This window comes from Eisenibacter elegans DSM 3317 (assembly GCF_000430505.1).
Taxonomy (GTDB): Bacteria; Bacteroidota; Bacteroidia; order Cytophagales; family Microscillaceae; genus Eisenibacter; species Eisenibacter elegans.
Genome location: NZ_KE387154.1, coordinates 268,305 through 294,214, shown reverse-complemented (window position 1 = coordinate 294,214; position 25,910 = coordinate 268,305). Strand labels below are relative to the sequence as shown.

The window sequence follows — 25,910 nt, the reverse complement described above, 5'->3', positions numbered from 1 at the left end:
TAGGGCAAACAAAACCCCTACTTTGGCTTTCACGTTAAAAGCCTAAGACACCCCTAGGCGGCTATTTTTTCTATGCCTATACTTACCAAAACCCAAAACTATGCCTAACTCCATCGCCAAAAGACCTATCCGCGAACAAGTGGAACGCATCATCGGTTACCTACTCAACTTTAATACCCTCTACAACATGCGCTCCGGAATGTTGGTGATGTTGGTATATAGTGTGATTGTTACCTTTACATATGAGACCTATTTCCAGACCACCAAAATCAATAATACAGCACACTCTATCCTAGGGCTAGTCTTGGGCTTGTTGTTGGTATTCAGAACCAATACCGCCTATGACCGCTGGTGGGAAGGGCGCAAGCTGCTGGGGTTGTTTGTCAGCAATGCCCGAGCGCTAGCCATCAAGGCCAATGCCTTGGTACAAAAACCGGAAGACCGGCAGGCTGTAGCCCGCCTGATTGCCGCCTATGGCTTCGCCCTCAAAAACCATCTCCGCAATATCACCAAGATAGACTATTACCCTTTGTTGACAGACCACGAGCGAGCGCATTTGGCCAAAATGAAGCATATCCCCAATGCCATCGTCGGGCTTTTGTATGCACGCCTACACCAACTACACCAAGAGGAGGGCACAGCCGCCGGGCATTTTGTCAGTGTAGACAACCACCTGACGGCCTTTACCGAAGCGCTCTCGGGCTGTGAGCGTGTACAACGCACGCCAATGCCCATTGCCTATGGTGTACACCTATACCAATTCTTGCACCTCTACTTGTTTACACTGCCCTTGATTTTGTTGGATGAGCTAGACTACTGGACTATCCCCGTCAGTTGCTTTGTGTATTATGCCTTGATGGGCTTGCGGATGATTGGCGAAGAAATAGAAGACCCTTTTGGAACAGATGTCAACGATTTGCCGGTAGAAACAATCTGCAATACAGTCTACAACAACGTATACGAAGCCCTACAAGTCCCCTTGAGAGAGACTTCGCCCGAAGCAGAAACAGCCGCCGCTTATGTCAACGGCCAAGGCTAAATACTAGCTCATTGTAGAACAAGCCTAAGCCTGATTCCAAAAACGATTTGTTGCCCCCCGAAACCGGAGCTTACCTATGTGGCTGCTTCGCGGCTGGGGCTATTTTTCTGATAACGCCCGATGGAGTAACACAAAAACTAAAAAATTCGCCATTCGGCCAAAGCCCGAATAAACATCAAAACCACTGGCGGATAGAGGACAATTGTAAAAACAGCCCCAAAAATAGCCCCATAAAGGTGGGCATCGTGGTTGATGTTGTCGCCACCTTGGCGCGACATCTGTACCGAATACAAGATATACAATACTGCAAACACAAACCCAGGCAAACACAATATTGCATACAAACAGATGGGTTGTGTAGGGGTAAACAAAATACTGGCAAAAACTACTGCCGATACCCCACCCGACGCACCTAGGCTGTTGTAGTGTGGGTAATCACGGTATTTGAAATAAGTAGGCAAGTCAGAAATCACCACGCCCAACACATACAAACCCAAAAAGGCCAATCCCCCCAACTGTGGGCCAAAAATCATTTTATAAAGATACTCTACCCGTTCTCCAAACAAATAAAAGGCGAGCATGTTGAAGAGTAGGTGCATCCAGTCTTGATGAATCAACCCTGACGAAAGCATCCGATAATACTCCTTACGCCTCGATACCGCAAACGGATTCATCATCCAGCGGGCTTGCAGCTCCGGATTAGAAAAGGCATATACACTAGTAACGGCTGTCAGAAGCGTAATGACAACAGTAATGGAAAGAGAGTTATTCATACAAACAAGGGGATAAGATGGGCAAGATGCTGGGGAAAGAAGACTTTCTAGTAGGGTCAAAAATAAGGATTTTTGCGCAACTATTACACTCCATAACGCCAAGACCTCGTAGGTAATGTGGCGTTTGGGAAAAATCCCACTCAATTTTTAAAATTTACGTAAGTTTGCAAGCCTATTCAAAGCGTCCGGTCGGTCGATTTATTTTTGCTATGGCACAAGAATACCCCCAAAACTATACTATCCAGAAGAAGCAGGTCAAGTATGCGCGCATTCACGTTGATATTCACGAGCGTGTCAAGATTACTGTGCCGCTACATTATACCAAAACAGACATTCAGGCCTTATTGCGCCGAAAACAAGCTTGGATAGACAAACACATCGGCAACTTCCGCCAACGCAAAGATGCGATTCTCTTAGCTCCTGACCAGCTGCTCTGGCAAGGGCAGCCCATCGCTTGGCAATACCAACCAGAACTGCTGCCGGGTACTTGGCAGTGGCAACAACAGCCCCCCACGCTGATTACCTCGCTAGACCTTAGCCAGCCCTTGCTCCAAGAGGCTTGGTATAAGGCTCAGGCCAAGGCTTTTATCTTGCCAAGGGTGGCCGAATTGGCTCAAAAACACGGCTTCCGCTACAAGAAAGTGTTTATCCGAAGCCAACGCACCAAGTGGGGCACGTGCTCCAGCTTGGGCAACTTAAGCTTCAATTGGAAGCTCATCAAGGCACCGGCTTTTGTGTTGGATTATGTCATCCTTCATGAGCTAGCCCATACCGAAATTATGGACCACAGCCCGAGATTTTGGGTGCGTGTGGCGGCTTTAGACCCTGACTATGAGCAAGCCACCGCCTGGTTGCAAACTTATGGGCATAATCTTTAGCGTTTGAAACAAGCCCAAAAAAAATGTACCTTTGCTAAATACTCACAAAATCAGGCTGACAATCAAGGCCAAACAAATGACAGGATACTTTTCCCATACATTGGCCATGAAACCAAATCAAAAATAATTATGAGCTTAGAAATTAGCGGAAAATTATTGCAAAAACTTCCCGAGCAAACAGGAGAAGGCCGCAACGGCGCTTGGCGCAAACGAGACTTCATCATTGAGACCTTTGATACTTATCCCAAAAAAGTGTGTATTTCGGTTTGGGGTGATAAGATAGACATGCTCAATGATATGGCCGAAGGAACAGAGCTGAATGTAGCTATCAATATCGAATCAAGAGAATACAACGGGCGTTGGTATACCGATATCAAGGCTTGGCGCATGGAAACCCTCAATGATGGTGGTGGTAGCTTTGACCAAAGCCGCCCTAGCCCGCAAAGTGGTAGCACACCACCCCCCCCGCCGCCGCCCTCTGGCGAAGACGATTTGCCCTTCTAACTCTCCTACAAGACCACGTCTGCACTGCCTGACGTGGTTTTATTTTGACACTAAAAAAAACCTGCCAAGCTCTCAGTAGAAGCCTCGCAGGTATCACCTCGCATCTAAAAGGATTTATAACTTTTCGATATTGACAAACAGCACATAGAAAGCATATTCATTTTCTAGCTCACGCACCTGAAACTCCAGCGGATTGTCAGAAGTCAACGCAGCTTGTACTAGCCCAATGCCGGCTCCTTTACTCTCACTTTCTGTGGGGGCGTTGCGTAGCTTACGCTTGTACTCGCGCAGCGATTCGCGGTCAAGAGAGTTGATTACTTGACACTTTTCTACCAATGAGGAGACATCTTTTTTGTAAATAAGGTTGCCTGTTACCACTCGGTAGCGGTCTTCTTCATTCACAATCACCAAAGTGCCTACTTTGTTGCGTTCACCAAAATGATTGACTTCTTTGGAATAATACAATACGTTTTGGGCTAACTCCATAAACACAGCAAAAACTTTTTTGCCTACGCGGGGATCGTCTTGCAGCTTGTCTCGAATATCACGGATAAATTGAGAGAGCAACACATCAGTCAAGGGACCTTTGTAAGATAGCATTACATTGTCTTGGCTGATTTGGCTATGATATTCGAAGAAATTAAATTCAGCTTTTCGCTCCATAATGACGAGGGTTTGGGGGTAATAATTAGGGACTAATCGAGGGCGTAACGGAAACCTGCTCGGGAAGAAGTGTTACTTTGTACAGGGAACGCACGGGTTTGGTTGTTCCAAAATACAAAATATTTTGTTGATAACAAACTTTTAGCAACAAAACTGCCAATCCACGTTAGGTGATACGTAAGCAGGCTAAAAAAGATATGCTTTTGCCCATGGCCTCAAAAATAATCCTTTGGTTTTTCGTATGATTGCTGCTTTATTTTTATGTTTGTTGGGCAAACAAAATCATTTATCACACAAACCAAACCACAATGATGGTCAAGAAATTAATAACTCCTATTGCCTTTGCCTTGCTGGCTTGTGGTGTCTGGGCCTGCGGTGGCAGCAACAGCAACAATGCCCAAAACACTGATAGCAGCAGCACAGAGGCCGTTACTGAAAACTTGAAGAAAATCCTCAATGAAGTTCCCAAGCCTACCGAAATACCCTACCTCTTAGAAGCTACTGGGGCTGATTTCAATGCCAAAATACCCAATAAAGCCGAAAATGTAGACAAATACAAAACTACTAATACTATAGCTGCGCTCAATTTGGGAATCTACGCCGCTGATATTGGGTATGTATCTGTGTATGAGAAGGTACAAGATGCGCTAGACTATATGAATGCTGTCAAGACATTGAGCGACAAGCTAGGCTTGTCTAATGTATTTGAGGCTAGCACTATCGAGCGATTCAAGCAAAACCTTGACAACAAAGACTCTCTAGCGACCATTATCGACGAGTCTATCAAGTCAGCCGATGAATACCTCAAAGACAATGAGCGCAACAACATCTCGTCTTATATCTTTGCCGGCAGCTTCATCGAGGGCTTGTATATCGCTACTGCCTTGGTAGACAATTATCCCAAAGACATCTTGCCTGCCGATGTACGCGACCAGATTTTGATTCCCATTGTCCGACTGATTATCAAGCAAGACGAGCCTTTGGCCAACCTTATTGATGTATTGGAGTCTTTGGGAGAACAAGACGCAACGGTACAAAAGCTTTTGGCAGACCTCAAGGAGTTGAAAGAATCCTATGCCAAGCTTGATATAGAAGAGCGCATCAAAAACAATGAAGGTGATTTGGTCATCAATGATGAGACCATCAAGCAGATTACAGCTAAGGTAAAACAAATTCGAAGTGGCTTGGTAGGTTAAAGTATACCAAGATTCACAAGGGTTTTCAGTGGGTAAATTTCTCGATTTTTGATTGGGTATACATACATCTGAGCCCTGAGACCACAGATATAAAAACCGCAGATAAGCCCTAGGGTTTACCTGCGGTTTTGTATTGTGGGGGGCGGACGGCCTTAGCGCCTAGCCCAAATGTTGTACTTCAAGATACAGTAGATAGCCCGGAAGCCGTCGCGCCAGTTGATTTTTTTGCCTTCGGCATAGGTACGCCCATAGTATGAGATACCGACTTCGTAAATACGCACCCCTTTGACACGGGCAATCTTGGCGGTTACCTCTGGCTCAAAACCAAAACGTTTTTCGCGCAAGCGCAGCCCCTGCACCAAGTCTGCACGGAAGAGCTTGTAGCAAGTCTCCATATCAGTCAGGTTGAGATCGGTAAAAAAATTGGACAAGAAGGTCAAGAATTTATTGCCGATTGTATGCCAGAAAAACAACACGCGGTGGGGGTTACCACCCATAAAGCGAGAGCCATATACCACATCTGCAAAGCCCTCCAGAATAGGCTTGAGCAAGTCGTTATACTCTCGGGGGTCGTACTCAAGGTCAGCATCTTGGATGATGATATACTCTCCGGTAGCGTGGGCAATGCCTGTATGCAACGCTGCGCCTTTGCCCTTGTTTCGCTCGTGCTCCACATAGGTAATGGGGAGCATTGGGTTGGCCTCTTGGTATTGGGCTATGGCGGTGGCGGTAGCGTCGGTTGAACAATCATTGACAATGATCAGCTCTTTTTCGATATTTCCTGTTAACTCAACAGCCTTGATTTTGTCAAGAATGAGGTGAATGGTGCGAGCTTCGTTGTAGGCCGGAATGACTATGGAGAGCTTGCGAATTTGAATTTCTTTCATCAGAAGGCTTTTTGAAAAATATATGCCAAGGGTTACTTGATTTGACTCTTTTGATGCTCAATAACTTCTCGAACACCCATTTCCCAAACGATACCAAGATTCAGCTGATTTGAGAATGCACAGGATTTTATCTTCTTGATTATCAAGTACTTCCAACACACACATTTCTCAAACCAATACTGATTAGGTATAATTTTCAGGGAGTATAGCAGCGAAAAAGCGCTGCAAAAATAGGAATAACTTCGTAAAGTTGGGCTTTCACACACCGACAAGTTCATCAATCATCCTCAAAGGCGGGTGATTTCTTGCAAATCAAGATTGCAGGTTGTTTGTCGAGTAGTGTGGTAGCAAAGAGATAGTATGCTCCTCCATCGCGTAGCCCTAACTTTTGCCTTACCTTCACAGCCGTATCGGGGAAGTTTCGGGTGGCGATATGCGCTTTGTCGTCTGAGAGGAAGGCTCTGACTGACTTTTTTTGATATTTGGTTACTGCCTCAAGGGTAAAAATACGCCCGGGGAATCCGCTTCTGAATTCAAACGTATCTGCCGTATAGAGATGGCTGTTGGGGTGGAGCTTGGTCAATCCCCACGCATTGGCCACAGATTTGAACGCTCCTGCTTTCAAGATAGCCGGCATGGGTTCAAAAATATATGTTTTTGGCTCGCTGTAGTTTACGGCAATATCAGGCTCTGCCAGTGGATCAAACTGATATTGGTGGCGGGTGCTACCATCGTCGTAGAGGTCTACACAGGTGATTTCCCAGGGTTGCTCTGCCGGAGATGCACCAAAGGCAATCAGTAGTTCTTTGACTTCATTCATCAGGCTGACGACCCACACCGCCCTTATGTGTGCCCCTGCTTGTATAAGCGAAGCAGTTGCTTGTGTTATATCCAGTATGGGCGAAGCTTTGACCAATGTCAGGCGGCTTTTTTGTAACAACAAAGGCAGCAGCTCGACAAGGTCGGGCTGGCAGTCTTGCCAGCGGAAAACCTTTCGCGCAGTTTGATTGCGGCGGGCAGGGTCGAGGTAGCAAAAATCCAGCATTCCCTCATATTGAGCCAGAAAATCCTCGGCAGTTTGTGCGTGTACTTGGATGTTGTTTTTGTGAAACACCCTAAAATTGTGTTGAGCACAGACCGCAATATCAGCCATCTGCTCTACATAATGTACCGTCTGGAAAGCAGAGGCCCAATGCCAAGTATCTACCCCCAAGCCTCCCGTCAAGTCTGCGGCGGTAGTTTGTTTATCCACCAATATTGGGCTGCTGCTGTGTGTCAACAAATTGAGCTTGAGTGAGGCGGTCGCTTGCGAAGAAGCCTGCTCAGAGGAAAGCGCCGCCGGATAGATTACCTGCGGATGCGCATACCAGTCGGGTAGTTTGTGTTTGACTTTTTGGCGGGCTTGTATCTGTTTTACGACAGCCTTCCATAGCGCAGGCGCTACCGGGGGCTTTTTGAGCATTAGCTGCGCCGGGTCTTCGTTGAGGTATTGTTGGCACAAGGCCTGCACCTCGGCAGTGAGTAGGGCATCCATATCCATAGAAACGGGACTTAGCTAATTCGGCTCCAGAAGCTTTTGTGGCGGGCTAACTCATTGAGTTGATTACGAATGGGGGCGTTTTGCGGACGCTGTAGCTGCGGATCGTGTTCGAGCAAGGCAATCGCTGCTGTGCGGGCTTGTTGGAGCAATTCACCATCTTGGGCGAGGTCGGCGATGATAAGGTCTACCGTACCGCTTTGTTGCTTGCCCATCAGGTCGCCGGGGCCGCGCAGTTGTAGGTCTACATCGGCAATCTCAAAGCCGTTGGTGGTGCGTACCATGGTATCGATACGGATTTTGCCATCTTGGCTGAGCTTGTCCTTGGTCATCAGGATACAATAAGACTGCTCTGCACCCCGCCCTACCCGGCCTCTGAGCTGGTGAAGCTGGGCTAGGCCAAAGCGTTCGGCATTTTCAATGACCATCACAGAAGCATTGGGCACGTTTACACCGACTTCTATCACCGTGGTAGCCACCATAATCTTGGTTTCGCCTTTTACAAAGCGTTGCATTTCGTATTCTTTCTCAGGAGCGCCCATTTGCCCGTGTACGATACTGATACCCATTCCGGGAAAAGCGCGGCACACACTCTCGTAGCCATCCATGAGGTTTTTGTAGTCCAGTTTTTCTGACTCCTCAATCAGCGGATAAACGATATAGGCCTGCCTTCCGGCGGCGATTTGCTCTTTGATAAAACCAAACACCCGCAGGCGGTGGGCATCATAGCGGTGAGCCGTGACGATGGGTTTGCGCCCGGCGGGCAGCTGGTCAATGACCGACACATCGAGGTCGCCGTAGAGTGTCATGGCTAGGGTACGGGGAATGGGTGTGGCCGTCATGACCAAGATATGCGGATAGTGTTGCTCGTTCTTAGTCCAGAGGCGGCTGCGTTGCTCTACCCCAAAGCGGTGTTGCTCGTCGATAATGCAAAGGCCGAGATTCTCAAACTGTACCTTGTCTTCGAGCAAGGCGTGAGTGCCTACAAGCAGGTGTAGATTGCCGTTTTCGAGGCGTTGGTGCATCACACGCCGTACTCTGGTACGGGTAGAGCCGGTGAGCAAGTCTATCTGCAAGCCCATAGCAGTAGCCAGCGGCTCTAGAGAGCGGTAGTGTTGGTCGGCCAAGATTTCGGTAGGAGCCATCAAGCAGGCCTGTGCGCCATTGCCCACGGCGATGAGCATGGCCATAAAGGCGACAATGGTTTTGCCGCTGCCTACATCCCCTTGTAGCAGGCGGTTCATCTGTTTGCCAGAGGCCATGTCGGTGTAAATCTCCTTGAGTACACGCTTTTGTGCATCGGTAAGCTCAAAAGGAAGATGATTTTCAAAAAAATCGGTGAAGAGCTTGGTGTCCCTACATACCATACCGTGGAAGGTTTGCTGCTTGAGACGTTTTTGGCGGACAAGTTGTAGTTGAATAAAAAACAACTCTTCAAACTTGAGGCGTTTTTTGGCCTTGGCCAGCATCCCCACATTAGGTGGGAAGTGTATACAACGGACAGCATCGGGGCGGGGGAGCAGTTCAAACTCCGCCCGCAGCTCATCCGAAAGGGTTTCAGGCAATTGGGTAACGCATTTTTCCAACACAGCCTGCACTACTTTGCTCAGCGCTTTGCTGTTTACATAGCTGCGTTTGAGCTTTTCGGTAGTATTATAGACTGGGTAGAGCAGTCCAATGCTGCTCCCCTCTTCTTGGTACAGCTCCATTTCGGGGTGTATGAAGCTGAACTTGCCATTAAAAAACTGCGGCTGCCCATAGATGAGGTACTCGGTTTGGCTTTTGATAAATTTTTGGATGCCATTGATGCCGTGAAACCATACCAAGTCTACCTCGCCTGTACCATCCGAAAAGGTAGCGACTAGGCGCTGCTTGGCTCCTTCGCCTACTAGGCTGGTGTATAGAATTTTGCCTTTTAGCTGCGCCACCGTCATCGATTCGAGTAGGTTTTTGGCTTTGTGTAACTCGGTGCGGTCTTCGTGCCGAAAGGGATAATATTCCAACACATCCCTAAAGGTGTGAAGGTTCAGCTCAGTTTTGAGCAAGTCAGCGCGTTTAGTCCCTACCCCTTTGGCAAACTCTATTTTGGTATCCAGTACACTCATCAGCAATGGTTTGAGTAGGTTAAAAATACACAAAAAAACCTATTTCCCACACAAAAAAAGACGTATATCGCTTTTGTGCTATGCAGATTCGGCCAAGGTCAGCCAGCGGTCGGTTTTTTCGTCGATGGTTTGGATGAGTTTTTCGAGTTTTTCGGCTAGTTGTTGTAGGGCTTCGTGGTCTTGTTGGTCTCCACTCATCTCTGCGGTCAGGGCCTCCTTTTGGGCTTCTAGCTCAGCAATCTCGGCCTCTAGGGCTTCATATTCGCGTTGTTCTTTGAAGCTTAGCTTTTTCTTGGCAGGAGCCGCCGCCACTGGGTGGGCAGGTTTGGGGGTTTCGACGGGCGTTTTAGGGCTGGGCTTTTGGGCTTCTGCCTTTTCGATGGCTAGCTCGGCGCGGTAGTCGCTATACTGCCCGTTGTAGTCGCGGATAACACCTTGGCCTTCGAAGATTAGCAAGTGGTCGGCGAGCTTATCGAGGAAATAACGATCGTGGGTAACCACGAGCAGACAACCTTCAAAATTAGCCAAAAACTCTTCCAAAACATTGAGTGTCAGCAAGTCAAGATCATTGGTAGGCTCATCAAGGATGAGGAAATTAGGCTTTTGAAGCAAGACTGTCAGGAGGTATAAACGGCGCTTTTCGCCCCCGCTCAAGGTGCTGACATAGGCATAGCGGCGGTCTTTGTCGAACATAAACTGCTCTAGGAGCTGGGTAGGCGAGGCGGTTTGTCCCCCCCCCAGTTCGATTTTTTCGGCAATATCTTGAATCACCTCCAGCACCCGCTTGTCTTCGGGGAGTTGGAGCCCACCTTGGGTGTAGTAGCCAAAAACGACCGTTTCACCCTTGGTAATCTGCCCGCTATCGGGGGCAAGCTGGCCGGTCAACATCTGTAAGAAAGAAGACTTACCCACACCGTTATGGCCGACAATACCTACCCGTTCCTTGCGTTTGAAGACATAATCAAAGTCTTGGGTGATGATGATGTCGCCAAAGCGTTTGGAGACTTTCTCGAATTCCAGAATTTTTTTGCCCAAGCGGCTCATCTGTGAATCGACCTGCAGCTGTTGGGTCGCAGTATTTTGGGAAGCTTTTTCTTTGATACCCTCAAATGCCTCTACCCTATACTTGGCCTTGGTACCTCGGGCTTTGGGCTGGCGGCGAATCCAGTCCAGTTCTTTACGCATCAGGTTGCGCGCCTTGGTTACTTCAGTGGCTTGCTGGGTTTCACGGATTTCTTTTTGTTCCAAGAAGTACGAGTAGTTGCCCAAGTGCCGGTAGAGTGTTCCATCGGCCAGCTCCAGAATTTCATTACACACATTCTCCAAAAAATAGCGGTCGTGGGTAACCATCAGCAAGCTGAGGCGTTTTTGAGAGAGGTATTCTTCGAGCCAGGCAATCATATCGAGGTCGAGGTGGTTGGTAGGCTCATCAAGGATGAGTAGGTCGGGTTCGTCAATCAAAATTTTGGCCAAGGCCACACGCTTTTCCTGTCCTCCAGAAAGCGAAGAGACAGCCTGTTGGAGATTGCCTACTTTAAGCTCCGAAAGAATCTGTTGGATCTTGGTTTCGTAGTCCCAAGCCTTGTGGGTATCCATCTGCTCTAAGGCTTGTTGCATCTGCGCCGAGTCGGCCTGCCCTTCAAGACAACGACGGTATAGGAGGATGGCGGCTACTGCCGGATTTTGGGAGGCAAACACCGCCTCTTCTACGGTTTCATAGGCGCTAAAATCAGGGTTTTGGGGCAAAAACCCCACCCGCACCCCCTGTCGAAAGGCTACCTCTCCGCTGTCGGGCGGTTCTTGTTGGGTGATGATTTTGAGCATGGTAGACTTGCCCGCGCCATTGGGCGCTACAAGGGCTACTTTTTGGCCTTGTTGGATGCCAAAAGAAAGGTTTTCGAAGAGAACCCGCAGGCCAAAGGCTTTGCTGATACTATCAACGGAGAGGAGATTCATAAGAAATGATAATCGATGTAGGGGCAAAATTAGCAATTTTTGGCCAAGTTTACCTTAGAGTGAGTGGCTGACAGGCTGCCTTTTGAAGCCATACCGAAAATACATCAAGATTTATTTGATTGAAGGATTTGCCTATTTGGTTTTACTGACGTTCAAGAGTTACTAGTCCCTCAGCCTTCAAAACTAATTTTGATTCCACTTGATAAACACACCCTCTTTACCGCTTGGCAGACACAATGTTATTATCTAGCATCCACACCGGCAACACTACAAACACCCCAATGAGCGAAAATAACAACCCGCCGATGGCTCCTATGGCCAATGAAAACCAGAACACCTCTTGATCACCTTCGGTCAGAAAAGGAAGAAGCCCCAAGATGGTGGAGAGGGTAGTCATCAAGATGGGAGTAGCTTTGTACCAAACAGCCTTCACTACGCGACGCTTGTGCGGCTTTTGGGGGTTGTTGTTGAAATCGTTGAGGATGAAAATAGCGGCATTGACCACCAATCCACCAAGCATAATGAAGGCGGCATAGCCTCCTTGGTCGAAGTAGAACTCCCCCAGGCAAAAATCAAAAAAAGGCCGATGAATGATAAGGGGATAGTAAAGATGATCATCAAGGGCTGCCGCAGGTTTTCAAACAAAATACTACACACCAAAAAGATGCCCACCAACATCACCAAAAGCAGGCTATAGCGGCGTTTGGCTTTGGCTGCTTCGCCAAAGCGCAGCTCTACGGCTTCGGCACTGTAGCCAATGGGAAGCTCACCACGGAAGCCTTCTAGGACTTCTTGTAGGTATTTTTTGCCAAACCGGTCGCTACCATAGTACTCAAAGCCGATTACACGGAGATATTGGCGATTTTCTTTGTATAGGGCGCTGCTTGTTTTTTCAAATTGGAGTGTGCTGACTTGGCTCATTTTGAGCGCTTGCTCGGGAGTAAAAGAGAGCTGTGCGTCGGATAGTTGGAAGGTCGAAAACGCTTCCGCATGGCGGGATTTCATCAGCACCGGAGTCCACTCTTGTTGATAAAGAGTATACAGGCTGTGGCCGATGGGTTTGCTGCGCAAAGCCAGCTGAAGGTAGCTCCAATCAAGGCAAGCAGAATCCGGCGGTCTCCCTTGCGCCTCAAGTGGTCGAGCATGACAATGGCATTGTCCAGCACTAGGCCAAAAGAGATGGTCAGCCCGGACAAAGAATACAGGTGAATCTGAATGCCCAACAAGTACACTACCCCTAGGCACAAGGCCAAGTTGACAGACAGCCCGGCCAACAGCGCCAACAAACGGCCAAGGTAGTGAGCGAAGAGCTCACCAGCGGGGGTATCATCTCTGCCGTGCCCTCCACACAGCTATCCAACAAATCGAGCCCTTCTTGCCGTTTTTTGGCGATGTTGTCAAAAATAATGATGGCATTGTCTATGGTCATCCCCAAGCCCAGTGCCAAGCCCGACAAGGAGATGATATTGATGGCAATCCCAAACACATAGAAAATCAAAAAACTCATCACCAAGGAGGTGGGTAGAATCACCCCTATCAAAAAAGGCGCTTTGTAATTGCCCATAAACAGAAACAACACCAAAAACGCAAAGCATCCCCCAAAGAGCAAATCACTTTGGAGGTTGCCAATGGCGGCCTGTAACAAGGACGACTGATTTTGAGTCAGTTGGAAAGCCACTTGGGGGTAGTCTTTCTCGAACTGCACAACGGCCTCCTCCAATGCTTGCATCAGCACAGGCATTTGGGCCTGCGCTTGTTTGTGGATGGTAATGGCCACAGCCTCTTGGTGGTTGAAGAGGTGCAGCCCTTGCGCCCGTGCAACGGTATCATATACTTGGGCAAACTGATACAAAGGCAACACCTGACCACCGGGGGTAATGAAGCTGATATTGCGTACATCTTCGCTGTTGCGTATTTGGGCGGTCAGCTTCATAAAATAACGATACTGCCCGTCCTTGACCGAAATAGTGCCCAGCTCTTGGTTGTTTTGGGTGATGGTTTGTGCCAATAGCTCATCGGTAATGCCCAGTGCCTGCATCCGGGCTTCATCGGGGGTTATTAAAACACTGCGGCGCTGTAGCCCAGTCGAGCTGCATTTGTGCCTGTTGTACTTTGAGTTCTACCCCCTTCAGTCCTTTGCGCACCCTGATGCGCTCATGCAGCACGGGGTCTATGCCCGCATTGGCTTGACTCAAATCTCCGCCATAGTCAATCACTTCTTTGATATACTCTTCCCTAGTCAAGGCCAAGTCATTCTCTGCTGTTTGCAGTGCCAATTGCCATTCGGACTTATCCAGCTCGGCCAGTACTTGCCCTGCACCCACCTTTTGGCCGTTGCGCACATACACTTTTAATAACTCCCGTTCGGGAGTCAATAAAGTACTCGCAATATGTGGATTATAGGCGCTCTCCTCATCCAAGTCCAAACTCACTTCCGCCACTTTTTGGAACTTGCCCAAGTCCATCTCAGGTTGTTTTTGGCCGCCCTCTTATGAAGACTGACAAGCTGCCAGCCCTAAGACCAACAGGAATATGAAAGTATGTGTTGTTTTCATACAGACATTAATTGGAACGAAAACCTTGGCTAACGCTATGTTTAGCCAAGATAATGGGTGGCTTAATGTGCTTTCTTATTGTATGCGTTTTCCATCGAAAATGACACAACTGCCATTTCCAGCACAAGCTCCAGAGCCGCAGTCTCCAGATATCACAATCACGTGGTCATCGTCAGTGATGATGGTAATCAGTGCTTCATTACGGGCAGGAGCGGATAGGAATACCAGTAAAAATAAGGTAAATTAAGATAATAGTACTTTTTTTAAATTTTAATTTTATTTTATATAATAAATAATTAAATTATCCAACAAAAACACCCGCACTCACGATATATCCAAGTTTTCAATGTTAACAAATTATTAATAAATTCAATTTATCAGTTTGGTTGATACAGACTGTGTTTAAAAATTAAAAACAAAATAATATTTTGAGCCTGAGGCTAATTTTTAGAATACACCAGTAGTATACTACTTTTTATACTGTCAAACAATCTTATAAATGTAAGCAATAGCGAAGCCACACTAGAAGGTTATTGCCAACTTTGGATTAAGTAGGTGCTTTTTCTACAACCTAATCTCGTTATTGTAACAGCATAGTATGAATCTTTCATACACCACTGGCAATTTTTGAAATCTGCGATTCAAACTATGTTGGCACTTGCACGTCCTATCTTTTTTCTTGTATCTTGCGGTTTTATTCGTTGAGACAAACAGTATGGCAGATACTCAAAAACCGATAGCCCTAGAACGATTCATCATTGATGCTAGCGCTTTTATTTGGAATGTCCCTATTTTGGCTTTGTTGCTTGGTGGGGGTATTTTTTTTATGTTTTATGCTCGGTTTTCGCCTTTTCGGTACTTCTGGCACGGAGTTGCTATTTTGCGGGGCAAATATGACAACCCCGACGATCCGGGCGAGATTAGTCATTTTCAGGCACTCTCCGCAGCCCTAGCGGCCACCGTCGGAATGGGCAATATCAGCGGGGTAGCTGTAGCCATTACTACCGGAGGGCCGGGAGCGCTGTTCTGGATGTGGGTCAGCGCCTTCATTGGGATGGCCACCAAGTTTTTTACCTGTACGCTGGCCGTCATGTACCGTGGGCGTGATACCCAAGGCCAACCCGAAGGCGGGCCGATGTATGTCATCACCGAAGGTTTGGGGCAACAATGGAGGCCACTGGCCGTGTTTTTTGCCATTGCAGGCCTGTTTGGGGCTACCCCTATGTTTCAGGCCAACCAGTTTACACAAGTGCTGCGCGATATGGTGCTGATTCCACAGGGTCTGAGTAATGCCGAGTCTCATTTTTATAGTGATTTGCTCACTGGTTTGGCCTTGGTTATACTGGTGTCGGGAGTGATTTTTGGAGGTATCAAGGTCATAGCACGCCAAGCCGAGCGACTCGTGCCAATGATGGTACTGCTCTATGTCCTGACTGTGGTATACATCCTGATAACACACTGGGCACAAGTACCGGCCTGTTTTGCCCTGATTTTCCACGATGCCTTCACTGGTCAGGCAGTGCTGGGCGGGGCTGTGGGTGAGGTCATTCGTACTGGTGTAAGGCGAGCGGCCTTTTCCAACGAAGCTGGTATCGGTACTGCGCCTATGATGCATGGAGCAGCCAAAACCTCGGAGCCCGTGCGTGAGGGCCTGGTGGCCATGCTCGGCCCAGTGATTGATACCCTCATTGTCTGTACGATGACTGCCTTGGCTATTTTGGTTACGGGTGTGTGGCAACAAAAAGGAGCCAATGGTATCAGTCTGACAGCTCAGGCCTTTGACCAAGCCATTCCCGACCTTGGTAGCTGGCTCTTGCTCTTGTGTGCGATGGTCTTTTCTATCACCACACTCTTCTCCTATTCTTATTATGGTGTCAAATGTTTGTCTTTTTTGATAGGAGCACGCTACAAGCAGCGCTACAACTATTTTTATATCGCCACCATCATCTTGGGCGCTGTGGGCTCCATCGAAGGAGTGCTGAGTTTTATTGATCTTATGTATGCCCTGATGGCCATCCCCACCATGGTATCAGCCCTGATATTGGCTCCCAAAGTCCGGCAGGCTAGCCAAGTATATTTTGATAAATTGAGACGGCAAGAGCTGAGACATCGCTAGATTTTGTCCCCAATAATAAAAATAAGTTACTGACAATTAGTTAGTTAAAAAAAACTTTGAAAAATATTTACACACTGTTTGGAATATAAAAAAAAGACCTGCATATTTGCATTCCCAAACGACAACAAACCACTTTGAAGTCGCTTTCAGGATGCCCGATCGTCTAATTGGCAGGACAGCTGATTTTGGTTCAGTCAGTCTAGGTTCGAGTCCTAGTCGGGCAACAAAAACTAACAATACTTGCGAGTGTTGTTAGTTTTTTTATCTATCAGCCCTCTTTTGAAAAAGGCTAGAATAAGCGAGGTGATGGTTTCGTCAGGCAGATAATTCCTTGTATCTTTGCGGCTAGTTTCGATTCTCTGATAGTAAAAATACCCTGCCCCATGTCTGCCGTAAAAATCTTCTCTGGGACAAACTCCCGCTACTTGGCCGAAAAAATAGCTGCTGCTTATGGCAAGCCTTTAGGCGAGCTGACTGTACAGCGCTTCAACGATGGCGAAATGTCTCCCATTTTCGACGAATCAGTTCGAGGATGTGAGATTTTTTTGATTCAGTCTACTTTCCCTCCGGCAGATAACCTGATGGAGCTCCTCCTGATGATAGATGCAGCCAAGCGTGCCTCTGCGGCCAGTATCGTGATTGTGGTGCCTTATTTTGGCTATGCTCGCCAAGACCGCAAAGACAAGCCCCGCGTCGCCATTGCTGCCAAGCTGGTGGCCAATTTGTTCTCGGCTGCTGGAGCAAGCCGCCTGATGACTTGCGACCTACACGCAGGCCAAATCCAAGGTTTTTTCGATTTTCCGGTAGATCATCTCGACGGGTCAGCCATCTTTATTCCTTATATCGAGCAGCAAAACCTTGAGAATCTCGTATTTGCCGCTCCTGACGTAGGCGGTGTGGGGCGCGCCCGTAGCTATGCCAAATACTTCCGTGCCGATATGGTCGTGTGTGACAAACACCGCAAGCGCGCCAACGAAATAGCCTCTATGCAGGTGATAGGCAATGTGGAAAGTGCCAATGTGGTTTTGGTGGATGATATCATCGACACTGGCGGAACACTCTGCCGCGCTGCCGAAATCATTATGGAGAAGGGGGCAAAATCTGTACAGGCTATCTGTACACACCCACTGCTTTCGGGCAAGGCAGTCGAAAATATTGAAAACTCTGTACTGACTAGGTTGGTCGTTTCGGATACCATTCCACTCAAGACCCAGTCAGAAAAAATACATCAGCTCAGTGTTGGGGAGCTTTTTGCAACGGCTATCCGCCGCATACACCAACACGAGTCTATCAGTTCTTTATTTATTCATTAATTCACAATTCACTTATCTTTTAAAACTTATGAAAAAAGTAGAGATTATAGGGTATAAAAGAGCAAATCTCGGTAAGGCAGAAGCCAAGCGCTTGCGCAACGAAGGTTTGGTACCAGGGGTACTATACGGCGGTGAGCAGCAGGTACACTTCTACTCTCCGATGATTTTGTTCCGCGAGGTGTTGTACACCCCCGAAGCTTGTATTGTTACACTCAATATCGAAGGCGATATCTATGAGTGTGTATTGCAAGAAGCTCAATTTCACCCAGTAAGTGAGGTGATGCTACACGTTGACTTTTTACAAATCTTCCCTGACAAGCCTGTGAAAATGGCCGTGCCTATCACGACTGTAGGTGTGTCTCCAGGGGTACAAGCTGGTGGTAAGTTGGTGTATAAAATGCGTAAAATGCGCGTAAAAGCACTTCCTGCCCAATTGCCTGATACTGTACAGGTAGACATCAGCGAATTAGAGCTGGGCAAGTCTATCAAAGTACGTGAGATTGCTGTAGAAGGCTATGAAATCCTAGACAATATGTCTAACCCCGTAGTTTCTATCGATATTCCAAGAGCACTCCGTGGCAAAATGGGCGCAAACGCTCAATAATAGCGCTACACTGCTTTTCGGTGATATACCAACTAAAAGCCACCTCTTACGGGGTGGCTTTTTTAGTATCCTTGGTGCTAGACCTAAGGTATCGGGGGGTTAAAACCCTGGGAAGCTGTCCTCTTCTTGTTTGACAATGATGTTGATTTGGTTTTGCTTGGCTTCCGTCAGGGGCGGAGTTTGGAATACGCCTTGGCTGTTGTTGAGCGCTCCGTTTTCGGCGCGAATGAAGTAAATCTTCGATTCTAATCCCGAAAATTCCACCCGCCCACGTTTGTTGGCTACTTGTGGGGTAATGGTCGCTTTCTTGTTTTCGTAGTCTGTCTCATTCTCATACAGATAGACGATGGTGTTGGGCAAAATCTTACCCTTATCATCCAATACGGTTACTTGGAGTGTTGTGGGCAGGATTTTATTCAAAATCTGTGCTTGTGTTGGTAGGTTGTATAGTGTGGTGAATAATAAGGCCAAAAAACCTGTTTGAACTAACTTGTGTCGCATATTGAATGGTTTTATTTTGGTTAAAAAATACGGGGGTATTCGCCCAAGGAGCTTGTCCTAAAGCAATCCCTCCACATATTTAGAACGAAACATGTCTGCAATTATTTTGGTTCAAAATCAGCCAGAACAATCGCACCATCCCTCAATATACCAGCCTTACGCTGCCAAACCAATACCTTCCGGTAATGTTTACAGTCAGTTGGGCGGGCTGAGGGGGCGGGGTCGCATTTAGTTGTAGTATATCCGAGACACGGTACATCCAGCTGCGTCGGTGGTCTTTGAGGGTATAATCCCCTCCTATTACGTTCACCGCTCTGTTGACCGTAATGCCCGGCGGCAGCATCACCTTGACCTCCCCCAACGCGCCATGTATGTTGATGTGCAGTGTACGGCCATCGAGTGCTTCATTGCGTAAGTCGATGACAGTCGTACTGAGCCAACAACGCACCAAAATATGGATGTCTTGGTCAATCACCTCTGCCTGCCTGAAGTCGAGCTTTTGAGTCGCCATAATGGCCGTAAAGCGCATAGGCCCTTCATTGAGCACAGCAAACTGCCTAGTATCAGTAACCATTACTGTCAGGGCTGTATCTTCTTGCGGTGCGATTACTTGAGGCAAATGCGCCTCTGTTGGGGTATTTGCTGTTCTGGCTAGAGGGCTTTCAGGGAACAGTTTTCTACGGATGTCATGTGGGAAATCAAACACGACCAAGGTCAAGTCTTCAACCGAGCGGGCGCTGTTGGCCTCTTTCAGCCGGCGTTCATATTCTTCTTCTTCAAGATTTTGGTTGTTGAAAGCTTGTTGTAGCACTTCGATGACTTCTTCGCGCTTTTTGGGTAGTCCGTAGGTGGTAGCCATAAATACTAGGTTTTCGGGGGGTTAGATTTGAGGCAGCATGCCCACATCTTTCAAAAGCCGTTCGACGGCGACATAGGCCGTTTCCATCGCTCCGTGTACGGTGGCAAAATGCCCTCCGGTATGAGTAGCTTCTCCGGCAAAGTACAATGTTTTGTTGATAGGTTGTGCCAAAGCTTGTCGATATTGTGTGGCGTTTGGCGATGGATATGAATAAGCTCCTCCGATAAACGGCTCCTTTTTCCAATCAGCCCAGCGGTAATCCAGCAAGAGGTCTTTGGGGTTGGCTCTTCCTAGCAGCGTGCCCAATTCTTGCAAAATAAGAGCCAAGGCATCCGCTTGTGGCATTTCAGAAAGACGCTCTGCAGGTTTGCCATTTACAAAGGCCGTAAGCAGATATTCCCCTTGGCTTCGTCCAAGATTGGTTACCCAGTATTCGGGCACAAAAGTACCCCCATAAAGTGATTGCATATTGGCAGGCCAAAAAGCCTCGCTAAACTTGAGGATAACCTTCAAACCTGCATCCATCCGAAGGCTATGGATAGCGGTTTGGGTTGTTTCGGGTAGGGGTGGATGAAACACAATATCATTGCGCTGCAAGACTGTCAATGGAACTGTAATGATCAGCTTGTCAGCAAAAAATAGGTTGCCGTTTTGGTCTGTTACGCGTACAAACTCGCCAGAATAATCAATATGTTTAACCGCGTGTCCATACTTAATTTTCGGCATTACTTCGGCAAAAACTTTATCTATCACCGACATACACGAAGCCTCTTGCAAAACATAATTGCCATTGCCCGATAACCAGGCCCTATCAGCTTCAATCAGGCTACGTAGCCCGATACGTTCGTTAGAAGTACCGTATTCGTTGCCCACCCAAGCCTCCAATAATGGCAGCAAATGTGGGGGTACTTCTTGCTCACGGATATAGTGCATAAGGTTGATTTCTGCGCCTTCATAGTCATATAGCTCTGCAAAAAACACATCCAACCACTGTAAGTCTTGGTCTTGATACCATTGCCGCTCTGAGTCTAAGCGGCCATTGAGGTAGAAATAATCCCAACCGCTAGGCCGCAACAGGTGTTTGCCTGCTCGCCGTACACACTCATACCAAATCGACTGGCTGCCGTGAATCTCCTCTGCGCCCATCTCCAGCGGAAACGAGGCAAAGCCATCGTCTATGCTCCAAATACGCCCTCCGGCGCGGTTAGAGGCTTCTAATAACATAAAAGAAATCTCCTGATTATGCAGCAGATGTGCTGCTGATAAGCCCGCAGCTCCGGCTCCTATGATAAGGACTTCGCCATACCAGTTGTTTGTCTCACTCATATTCTCAGGTTTGTAGCACAAATAAATTTTGGGATACCTCCCTTGATATCAACATAGTCTTGCCAATAACAATCAAATATACGATGCACAACTGTGAACCCAAAAAATGACAGCGCATTTCAGAAAAGCCCTACTCAAAAAAAATAGAAAAAAAACGTAACTTTGCCCTGCTTGTACCCATTCAAACCATTAGTGTATCGGGTGCTTGACCCATTTTTCCCCGAAAGAGATAAACCGCAGTGAAAAAGTACAGAGAAAAAGAAGCAGACTACCCAAGTCTTGAGCAAGAAATCCTACAGTTTTGGCAAACCAACAACATTTTTGACCAAAGCATCAGCAGCCGCCAAGGGCAGCCTCAGTTTACCTTTTATGAAGGCCCTCCCTCGGCTAATGGTAAGCCCGGCATTCACCACGTAATGGCGCGAACGATTAAGGATATTTTTTGCCGCTACAAGACCCTGCAAGGTTTTCAAGTACAGCGTAAGGCCGGGTGGGATACCCACGGCCTACCCGTAGAGCTGCAAGTAGAAAAAGAACTCGGCATCACCAAAGATGACATTGGCACCAAAGTATCGGTAGACGAATACAATCAACGCTGCCGCGAAACGGTTATGAAATACACCGATGAGTGGCGTGCGCTGACCGAGCAGATGGGCTATTGGGTGGATATGGACAACCCCTACGTAACCTATCACAATACCTATATCGAGTCTGTTTGGCATTTGCTCCAAAAGCTCCACCAAAAAGGCTTGCTCTACAAGGGCTATACCGTACAGCCCTACTCACCCAAAGCAGGTACAGGGCTTAGCTCACACGAACTGAACCAGCCGGGTTGCTACCGCGATGTAACGGATACGTCTATCACGGCGCAGTTTGCTGTTCGTCGTAATGAGGCCTCTGCCTTCCTGTTCGACAGCCCCGACGAAGAGGTGTTTGTATTGGCTTGGACCACCACCCCCTGGACACTGCCCTCTAACTGTGCCTTGGCCATTGGCGAAAAGATTGCTTATGTCAAGGTCAAAACTTTCAACCCCTACACCCACGCTCCTGTGTCAGTGGTCTTGGCCAAAGACCGTGTGGGTGCGTATTTCAATGCCAAGGCTGCCGAGCTGGCCTTGACCGACTACCAGCCCAGTCAAAAACTTATTCCTTACCAAGTAGGAGAGGCTTTTGAGGGCAAAGCCTTGGTAGGCATCCGCTATACACAACTGATGCCCTATATCAGCAACGAAAACTTGGAGAAAAACGCCTTCCGAGTGATTCCCGGCGACTTCGTAACGACCGAGGATGGTACGGGTGTGGTGCATACGGCTTCGGTGTTTGGCGCCGACGACTTCCGCGTAGCCCAACAAAACAATGTGCCTGCTGTGATGATTAAAGATGAGCAAGGGAACGACGTGCCTCTTGTTGATAAACAAGGGCGCTTTGTGGCTCCTTTGGTAGCCGGAATGAACGCAGACCTGCGCCAAATAGCCCAAAAACACGGCAAAGCCCCCCACGAATACGACCTGCCCAAGTATATGAAGGCAGAGTATGAAGAAGGAGAAGCCCCCGAGTACAGCTCTGATGTGCTAATCTCCATCTTGCTCAAAGAACAAAACAAGGCCTTTAAGGTAGAAAAATACGTTCACTCTTACCCACACTGTTGGCGTACCGACAAGCCTATCTTGTATTATCCGCTCGACTCTTGGTTTGTCCGTACTACTGCGATGAAGGACAAGCTGGTGGCACTCAACAAAACCATCAACTGGAAGCCGCAGTCTACCGGTGAAGGCCGTTTTGGCAACTGGCTCGAAAACCTAGTAGACTGGAACCTATCACGCCAACGCTACTGGGGTATTCCGCTGCCCATCTGGCGCACTACAGACGGCACAGAGGAGAAGGCCATCGGTAGTGTGGAGGAGCTAAACCGCGAACTCCGACGCGCTGTCGTGGAGTACAAGGTATACGACCTGCCCGAAGTGAAGGCTTCAAAACAAGTAAACCCGGACATTGTCAAGCAGCTGCTACAAGCCTGGGAAACACATCAAGATTTTTCAAAAGGCCTTACCGACTTACACCGCCCCTATATCGATAGTGTGGTACTGGTGTCTGAGTCGGGCAAGCCTATGTTCCGCGAGTTAGACCTGATAGATGTCTGGTTTGACTCGGGTGCTATGCCTTATGCCCAATGGCACTATCCGTTCGAAAATCAGGAGCGCTTCCAACAAGCTTATCCTGCTGACTTTATTGCAGAGGGGGTAGACCAAACCCGTGGGTGGTTTTTTACCCTGCACGCCATCGCCGGAATGCTCTTTGATTCGGTGGCTTTCAAAAATGTAGTCTCTAATGGCTTGGTGTTGGATGCCAAAGGACAGAAAATGTCTAAACGTTTGGGCAATGCCGTAGACCCATTCTTTGTGCTCAACAAGTACGGCGCCGATGCAACGCGCTGGTATATGGTCAGCAATGCCAACCCCTGGGACAACCTGCGCTTCAGCTGGACTACTGCCGAAGAACGCGCCAAGGGTATTGAAGAACGCTCCGAAAAGATAGAAGAAGTGCAGCGCCGGTTTTTTGGCACTTTGCGCAATACCTATGCGTTTTTTGCGCTTTATGCCAACCTCGACAACTTCAGCTACCAAGAGGCTCCTGTGCCTTTGGCCAAACGCCCCGAAAGCGACCGCTGGATTATCTCCAAGCTCAATTCTTTGGCCGCTGCTGTGGCCGAAGCTTACGAAGATTATGAGCCTACCAAGGCGGCACGCCTCATTCAGGACTTCACCATCGACGACCTAAGCAACTGGTATGTGCGTCTCAACCGCAAACGTTTCTGGAAAGGGGAGTACAACGAAGATAAAATCGCTGCTTACCAAACCCTCTACGATTGCTTGATGACGGTGGCCAAGTTGGCTTCTCCGGTAATGCCTTTCTTCAGTGAGCGCCTCTACCAAAACCTCAACGAGGTCAGCCAACGCGAGCCCGAAGCTTCTATCCACCTCACACGCTTTCCGCAAGCCGACAACGCCGCCATCGATACGGCACTGGAGCAAAAAATGACCCTCGCGCAGCGCATCTCTTCGCTCACACACGCCCTACGCAAGAAGGACAACCTGCGTGTGCGCCTGCCACTGAGCCGTATTCTGATACCCACGCTCGATGCCCAAACCCGCCAATATGTGGAGGCCGTAGCTGACTTGATTATGAGCGAGGTCAATGTGAAGCAAGTTGAGTGCATCAGCGACGATTCGGACATTTTGGTCAAAAGTGTCAAACCCAACTTCCGTACCTTGGGGCAGAAGTTTAAGGCCCAAGTAAAAGAGGTGTCGGCTGTTATTCAGCAATTTAGCACGGATGACATCCGGGCGCTGGAGCAAGCCGGCCAACTCGAAAAAGAAGGTTTTGTACTCACCTTGGATGATGTCATCATCAGTTCTGAAGATGTGCAGGGGCTTTCGGTCTTGTCTGAAAACGGTCTGACCGTTGCCCTCGATACTACATTGACCGATGCGCTACAACAAGAAGGCATTGCCCGCGACTTGGTAAACCGCATCCAAAATATCCGTAAGGATATGCAGCTCGAAGTACAGGACAAGATTCAAATCATACTCCAAAAAGGAGAGGCGTTTAACGATGCGGCCTTCGAAAACTTCAAAGAATACATCTGTGAAGAAACACAGGCGCTTTCGCTCGTATTACAGCCCCAAGTCAGCCAAGGCCGCACCATCGAGATGGAAGGCTTTGTACTCGAAGCCCTGATTCAAAAGGCCTAACCCTCCATTTTTAGAACTTTCCAAGCCCTGAGGTTTGGAAAGTTTTTTTAATCATATCGTTTCGGTAGTTATGAAATTTCTGGTAGACAATCGGGCCCATACCCATCCGGCGTACAACCTTGCCCTCGAAGAGTACCTCTTGCGCCACGCCGACCCCACACACGAATACGTACTGCTGTACCGCAATGCGTCATCTGTGGTTGTGGGCAAGCACCAAAATATCCTAGAAGAAGTCAACTGGCCCTATGTGCGTGAGGCAGGCGTAAAAGTAGTGCGGCGCATTTCGGGTGGTGGTACGGTCTATCATGATACCAACAATATGAATTTCAGCTTTATTACCCGCTACGACAGCCACAAAGTGGGTAATTATCCATTGTTCAATGCGCCGGTGATTGCGGCACTCAACAGTTTGGGAGTTCCGGCAATGGCCAACCACCGCAACGACATCATTGCCGAAGGCAAAAAAATATCGGGTAATGCCCAGTTTTCGTCTACCAAAATGATGATGAGCCACGGCACCCTGTTGATAGAAGCTGACCTGGAGCGCCTGCGCCAAGCAATTCAGCCACCAATCGACAAGATCAGCTCCAACGGTGTGAAATCTTATCGAAGCCAAGTAGAAAATATCCGCCACTGGTTAGGCCAAGACCTCAGCCTCCAAACAATAGAAGAAGCCTTGATATGCCATATTTTTGAAGTATTTACAGCAGAAGCAGCACCACGCTATCAGCTCGATGAGGCCGCTTGGCAAGCCATAGAAGCATTGGTTCAAGAAAAATACCTTGGCTGGGCTTGGACACTAGGCCGCAACCCTGCCTGTACGATTGAGCGCAGCCGCCCATTAGGGCTCGGAATCCTGACTGCTACCATACACATCCGCGAAGGCCGTATCCAAGAATTGGCGCTCGAAGCCCCCCATATTACCCCAGAAGTGTTGCAAGCAGTCAGCCAATCATTGCTCCAAAGTCCTTATGAATACACCCAAATCCAACAACAACTCCGCCACCTAAACAATACTCAGGCCTCTGTAGATCAATGGGCAGCAGCAATCTGTGATTTTGTCTGGCCAATATAATTCCGTTTGGATTTTGGCTGACTTTTTGCGCGCTTACCTGTACCCTTCGGGCTTGGTAGGCTTGGGGCTTATCTTGCTAAAAATAACACTGGTCGAATTTACGTGCGATTCATCTAATTTACACATAGATTGTTATCACCTTACCATTATATTTGTGATGCAATCCTTGGCAAAACAATAAACACGAGGGGGTTTTGGGATGTATATTGTATCAAGTACCAAACATGCTACCCACAAAGTCGGTTTTGTTTTGGCTTGACTACCAACACAA

The 25,910-nt window shown here is 48.0% G+C and carries 22 protein-coding genes and 1 tRNA gene; 10 read left to right on the top strand and 13 right to left on the bottom strand.

Translation table 11 applies throughout. The features are described from left to right. The first annotated feature begins 100 nt into the window (after positions 1-100). Positions 101-1,039: a bestrophin family protein gene (locus G499_RS20585; RefSeq protein WP_051296363.1), complete on the top strand. Its 939-nt coding sequence runs from the start codon at positions 101-103 to the stop codon at positions 1,037-1,039. A gap of 137 nt (positions 1,040-1,176) precedes the next feature. On the opposite strand, the gene G499_RS0117175 is transcribed toward G499_RS20585, so the two are convergent. After that, complete coding sequence (locus G499_RS0117175; protein WP_027000959.1) at positions 1,177-1,812, bottom strand: rhomboid family intramembrane serine protease; 636 nt, start codon at positions 1,810-1,812, stop codon at positions 1,177-1,179. 164 nt (positions 1,813-1,976) lie between these two features. Between G499_RS0117175 and G499_RS0117170 the strand changes: the two genes are divergently transcribed. Both G499_RS0117170 and G499_RS0117165 read left to right on the top strand, forming a co-directional pair. After that, complete coding sequence (locus G499_RS0117170) at positions 1,977-2,690, top strand: M48 family metallopeptidase (protein WP_154658524.1); 714 nt, start codon at positions 1,977-1,979, stop codon at positions 2,688-2,690. 129 nt (positions 2,691-2,819) lie between these two features. Beyond that, a complete protein-coding gene (locus G499_RS0117165) occupies positions 2,820-3,194 on the top strand; it encodes a DUF3127 domain-containing protein (protein WP_027000957.1) in 375 nt (124 codons plus the stop codon). A gap of 114 nt (positions 3,195-3,308) precedes the next feature. Here the strand turns inward: G499_RS0117165 and G499_RS0117160 are convergent, their stop codons facing one another. Then, positions 3,309-3,857 (bottom strand): SiaB family protein kinase, encoded by a 549-nt coding sequence (locus G499_RS0117160; RefSeq protein ID WP_027000956.1) that lies wholly within the window; start codon positions 3,855-3,857, stop codon positions 3,309-3,311. Between the two features lie 308 nt (positions 3,858-4,165). Between G499_RS0117160 and G499_RS0117155 the strand changes: the two genes are divergently transcribed. Then, complete coding sequence (locus G499_RS0117155; RefSeq protein ID WP_154658523.1) at positions 4,166-5,053, top strand: hypothetical protein; 888 nt, start codon at positions 4,166-4,168, stop codon at positions 5,051-5,053. Positions 5,054-5,205: 152 nt separating this feature from the next. On the opposite strand, the gene G499_RS0117150 is transcribed toward G499_RS0117155, so the two are convergent. From G499_RS0117150 to G499_RS0117110, 8 genes are all read right to left on the bottom strand, one after another. Beyond that, on the bottom strand, positions 5,206-5,940 hold the full coding sequence (locus G499_RS0117150) for a glycosyltransferase family 2 protein (protein WP_035727963.1): 735 nt from the start codon (positions 5,938-5,940) through the stop codon (positions 5,206-5,208). A 277-nt stretch (positions 5,941-6,217) separates the two neighbouring features. After that, the gene (locus G499_RS0117145) at positions 6,218-7,480 is read right to left on the bottom strand and encodes a THUMP-like domain-containing protein (protein WP_051296361.1); all 1,263 of its coding nucleotides are present in this window, start codon (positions 7,478-7,480) and stop codon (positions 6,218-6,220) included. Between the two features lie 11 nt (positions 7,481-7,491). Beyond that, positions 7,492-9,582 carry an ATP-dependent DNA helicase RecG gene (gene recG, locus G499_RS0117140; protein WP_035727961.1) on the bottom strand — a complete coding sequence of 697 codons (2,091 nt, stop codon included), beginning with the start codon at positions 9,580-9,582 and terminating at the stop codon, positions 7,492-7,494. 78 nt (positions 9,583-9,660) lie between these two features. Further along, positions 9,661-11,538 carry an ABC-F family ATP-binding cassette domain-containing protein gene (locus G499_RS0117135; RefSeq protein ID WP_027000951.1) on the bottom strand — a complete coding sequence of 626 codons (1,878 nt, stop codon included), beginning with the start codon at positions 11,536-11,538 and terminating at the stop codon, positions 9,661-9,663. Between the two features lie 217 nt (positions 11,539-11,755). Next, positions 11,756-12,058, bottom strand: coding sequence for an efflux RND transporter permease subunit (locus tag G499_RS22445; protein ID WP_154658522.1), 303 nt, complete (start codon positions 12,056-12,058; stop codon positions 11,756-11,758). Then, a complete protein-coding gene (locus tag G499_RS22440) occupies positions 11,971-12,609 on the bottom strand; it encodes an efflux RND transporter permease subunit (RefSeq protein WP_154658521.1) in 639 nt (212 codons plus the stop codon). The genes G499_RS22445 and G499_RS22440 overlap by 88 nt, the downstream gene beginning before the upstream one ends. A 166-nt stretch (positions 12,610-12,775) precedes the next feature. Continuing rightward, a complete protein-coding gene (locus tag G499_RS0117115) occupies positions 12,776-13,576 on the bottom strand; it encodes an efflux RND transporter permease subunit (RefSeq protein WP_027000947.1) in 801 nt (266 codons plus the stop codon). A 7-nt stretch (positions 13,577-13,583) separates the two neighbouring features. Then, entirely contained in the window at positions 13,584-14,003 is a 420-nt protein-coding gene (locus G499_RS0117110; RefSeq protein WP_027000946.1) for an efflux RND transporter periplasmic adaptor subunit, read from the bottom strand. An 805-nt stretch (positions 14,004-14,808) separates the two neighbouring features. On the opposite strand from G499_RS0117110, the gene G499_RS0117105 reads away from it, so the two are divergent. The 4 genes from G499_RS0117105 (at position 14,809) to G499_RS0117090 (ending at position 18,126) form a co-directional block, all read left to right on the top strand. After that, the gene (locus G499_RS0117105) at positions 14,809-16,209 is read left to right on the top strand and encodes an alanine/glycine:cation symporter family protein (protein WP_035727956.1); all 1,401 of its coding nucleotides are present in this window, start codon (positions 14,809-14,811) and stop codon (positions 16,207-16,209) included. Between the two features lie 152 nt (positions 16,210-16,361). Further along, positions 16,362-16,433 (top strand) — tRNA-Gln (locus G499_RS0117100). A gap of 159 nt (positions 16,434-16,592) precedes the next feature. Next, complete coding sequence (locus G499_RS0117095; RefSeq protein ID WP_027000944.1) at positions 16,593-17,522, top strand: ribose-phosphate pyrophosphokinase; 930 nt, start codon at positions 16,593-16,595, stop codon at positions 17,520-17,522. A gap of 28 nt (positions 17,523-17,550) precedes the next feature. Next, positions 17,551-18,126, top strand: coding sequence for a 50S ribosomal protein L25/general stress protein Ctc (locus G499_RS0117090; RefSeq protein WP_027000943.1), 576 nt, complete (start codon positions 17,551-17,553; stop codon positions 18,124-18,126). 99 nt (positions 18,127-18,225) lie between these two features. Here the strand turns inward: G499_RS0117090 and G499_RS0117085 are convergent, their stop codons facing one another. The 3 genes from G499_RS0117085 to G499_RS0117075 form a co-directional block, all read right to left on the bottom strand. After that, a complete protein-coding gene (locus G499_RS0117085; protein WP_027000942.1) occupies positions 18,226-18,627 on the bottom strand; it encodes a hypothetical protein in 402 nt (133 codons plus the stop codon). Positions 18,628-18,769: 142 nt separating this feature from the next. Then, positions 18,770-19,486, bottom strand: coding sequence for a LiaF domain-containing protein (locus G499_RS0117080; protein ID WP_027000941.1), 717 nt, complete (start codon positions 19,484-19,486; stop codon positions 18,770-18,772). A gap of 21 nt (positions 19,487-19,507) precedes the next feature. Then, a complete protein-coding gene (locus tag G499_RS0117075) occupies positions 19,508-20,812 on the bottom strand; it encodes a flavin monoamine oxidase family protein (RefSeq protein WP_027000940.1) in 1,305 nt (434 codons plus the stop codon). 239 nt (positions 20,813-21,051) lie between these two features. Between G499_RS0117075 and ileS the strand changes: the two genes are divergently transcribed. Beyond that, positions 21,052-24,564, top strand: a complete 3,513-nt coding sequence (gene ileS / locus G499_RS0117070; RefSeq protein WP_027000939.1) for an isoleucine--tRNA ligase — start codon at positions 21,052-21,054, stop codon at positions 24,562-24,564. Positions 24,565-24,634: 70 nt separating this feature from the next. Beyond that, entirely contained in the window at positions 24,635-25,639 is a 1,005-nt protein-coding gene (gene lplA / locus G499_RS20580; protein ID WP_051296360.1) for a lipoate--protein ligase, read from the top strand. Positions 25,640-25,910: the final 271 nt, after the last annotated feature.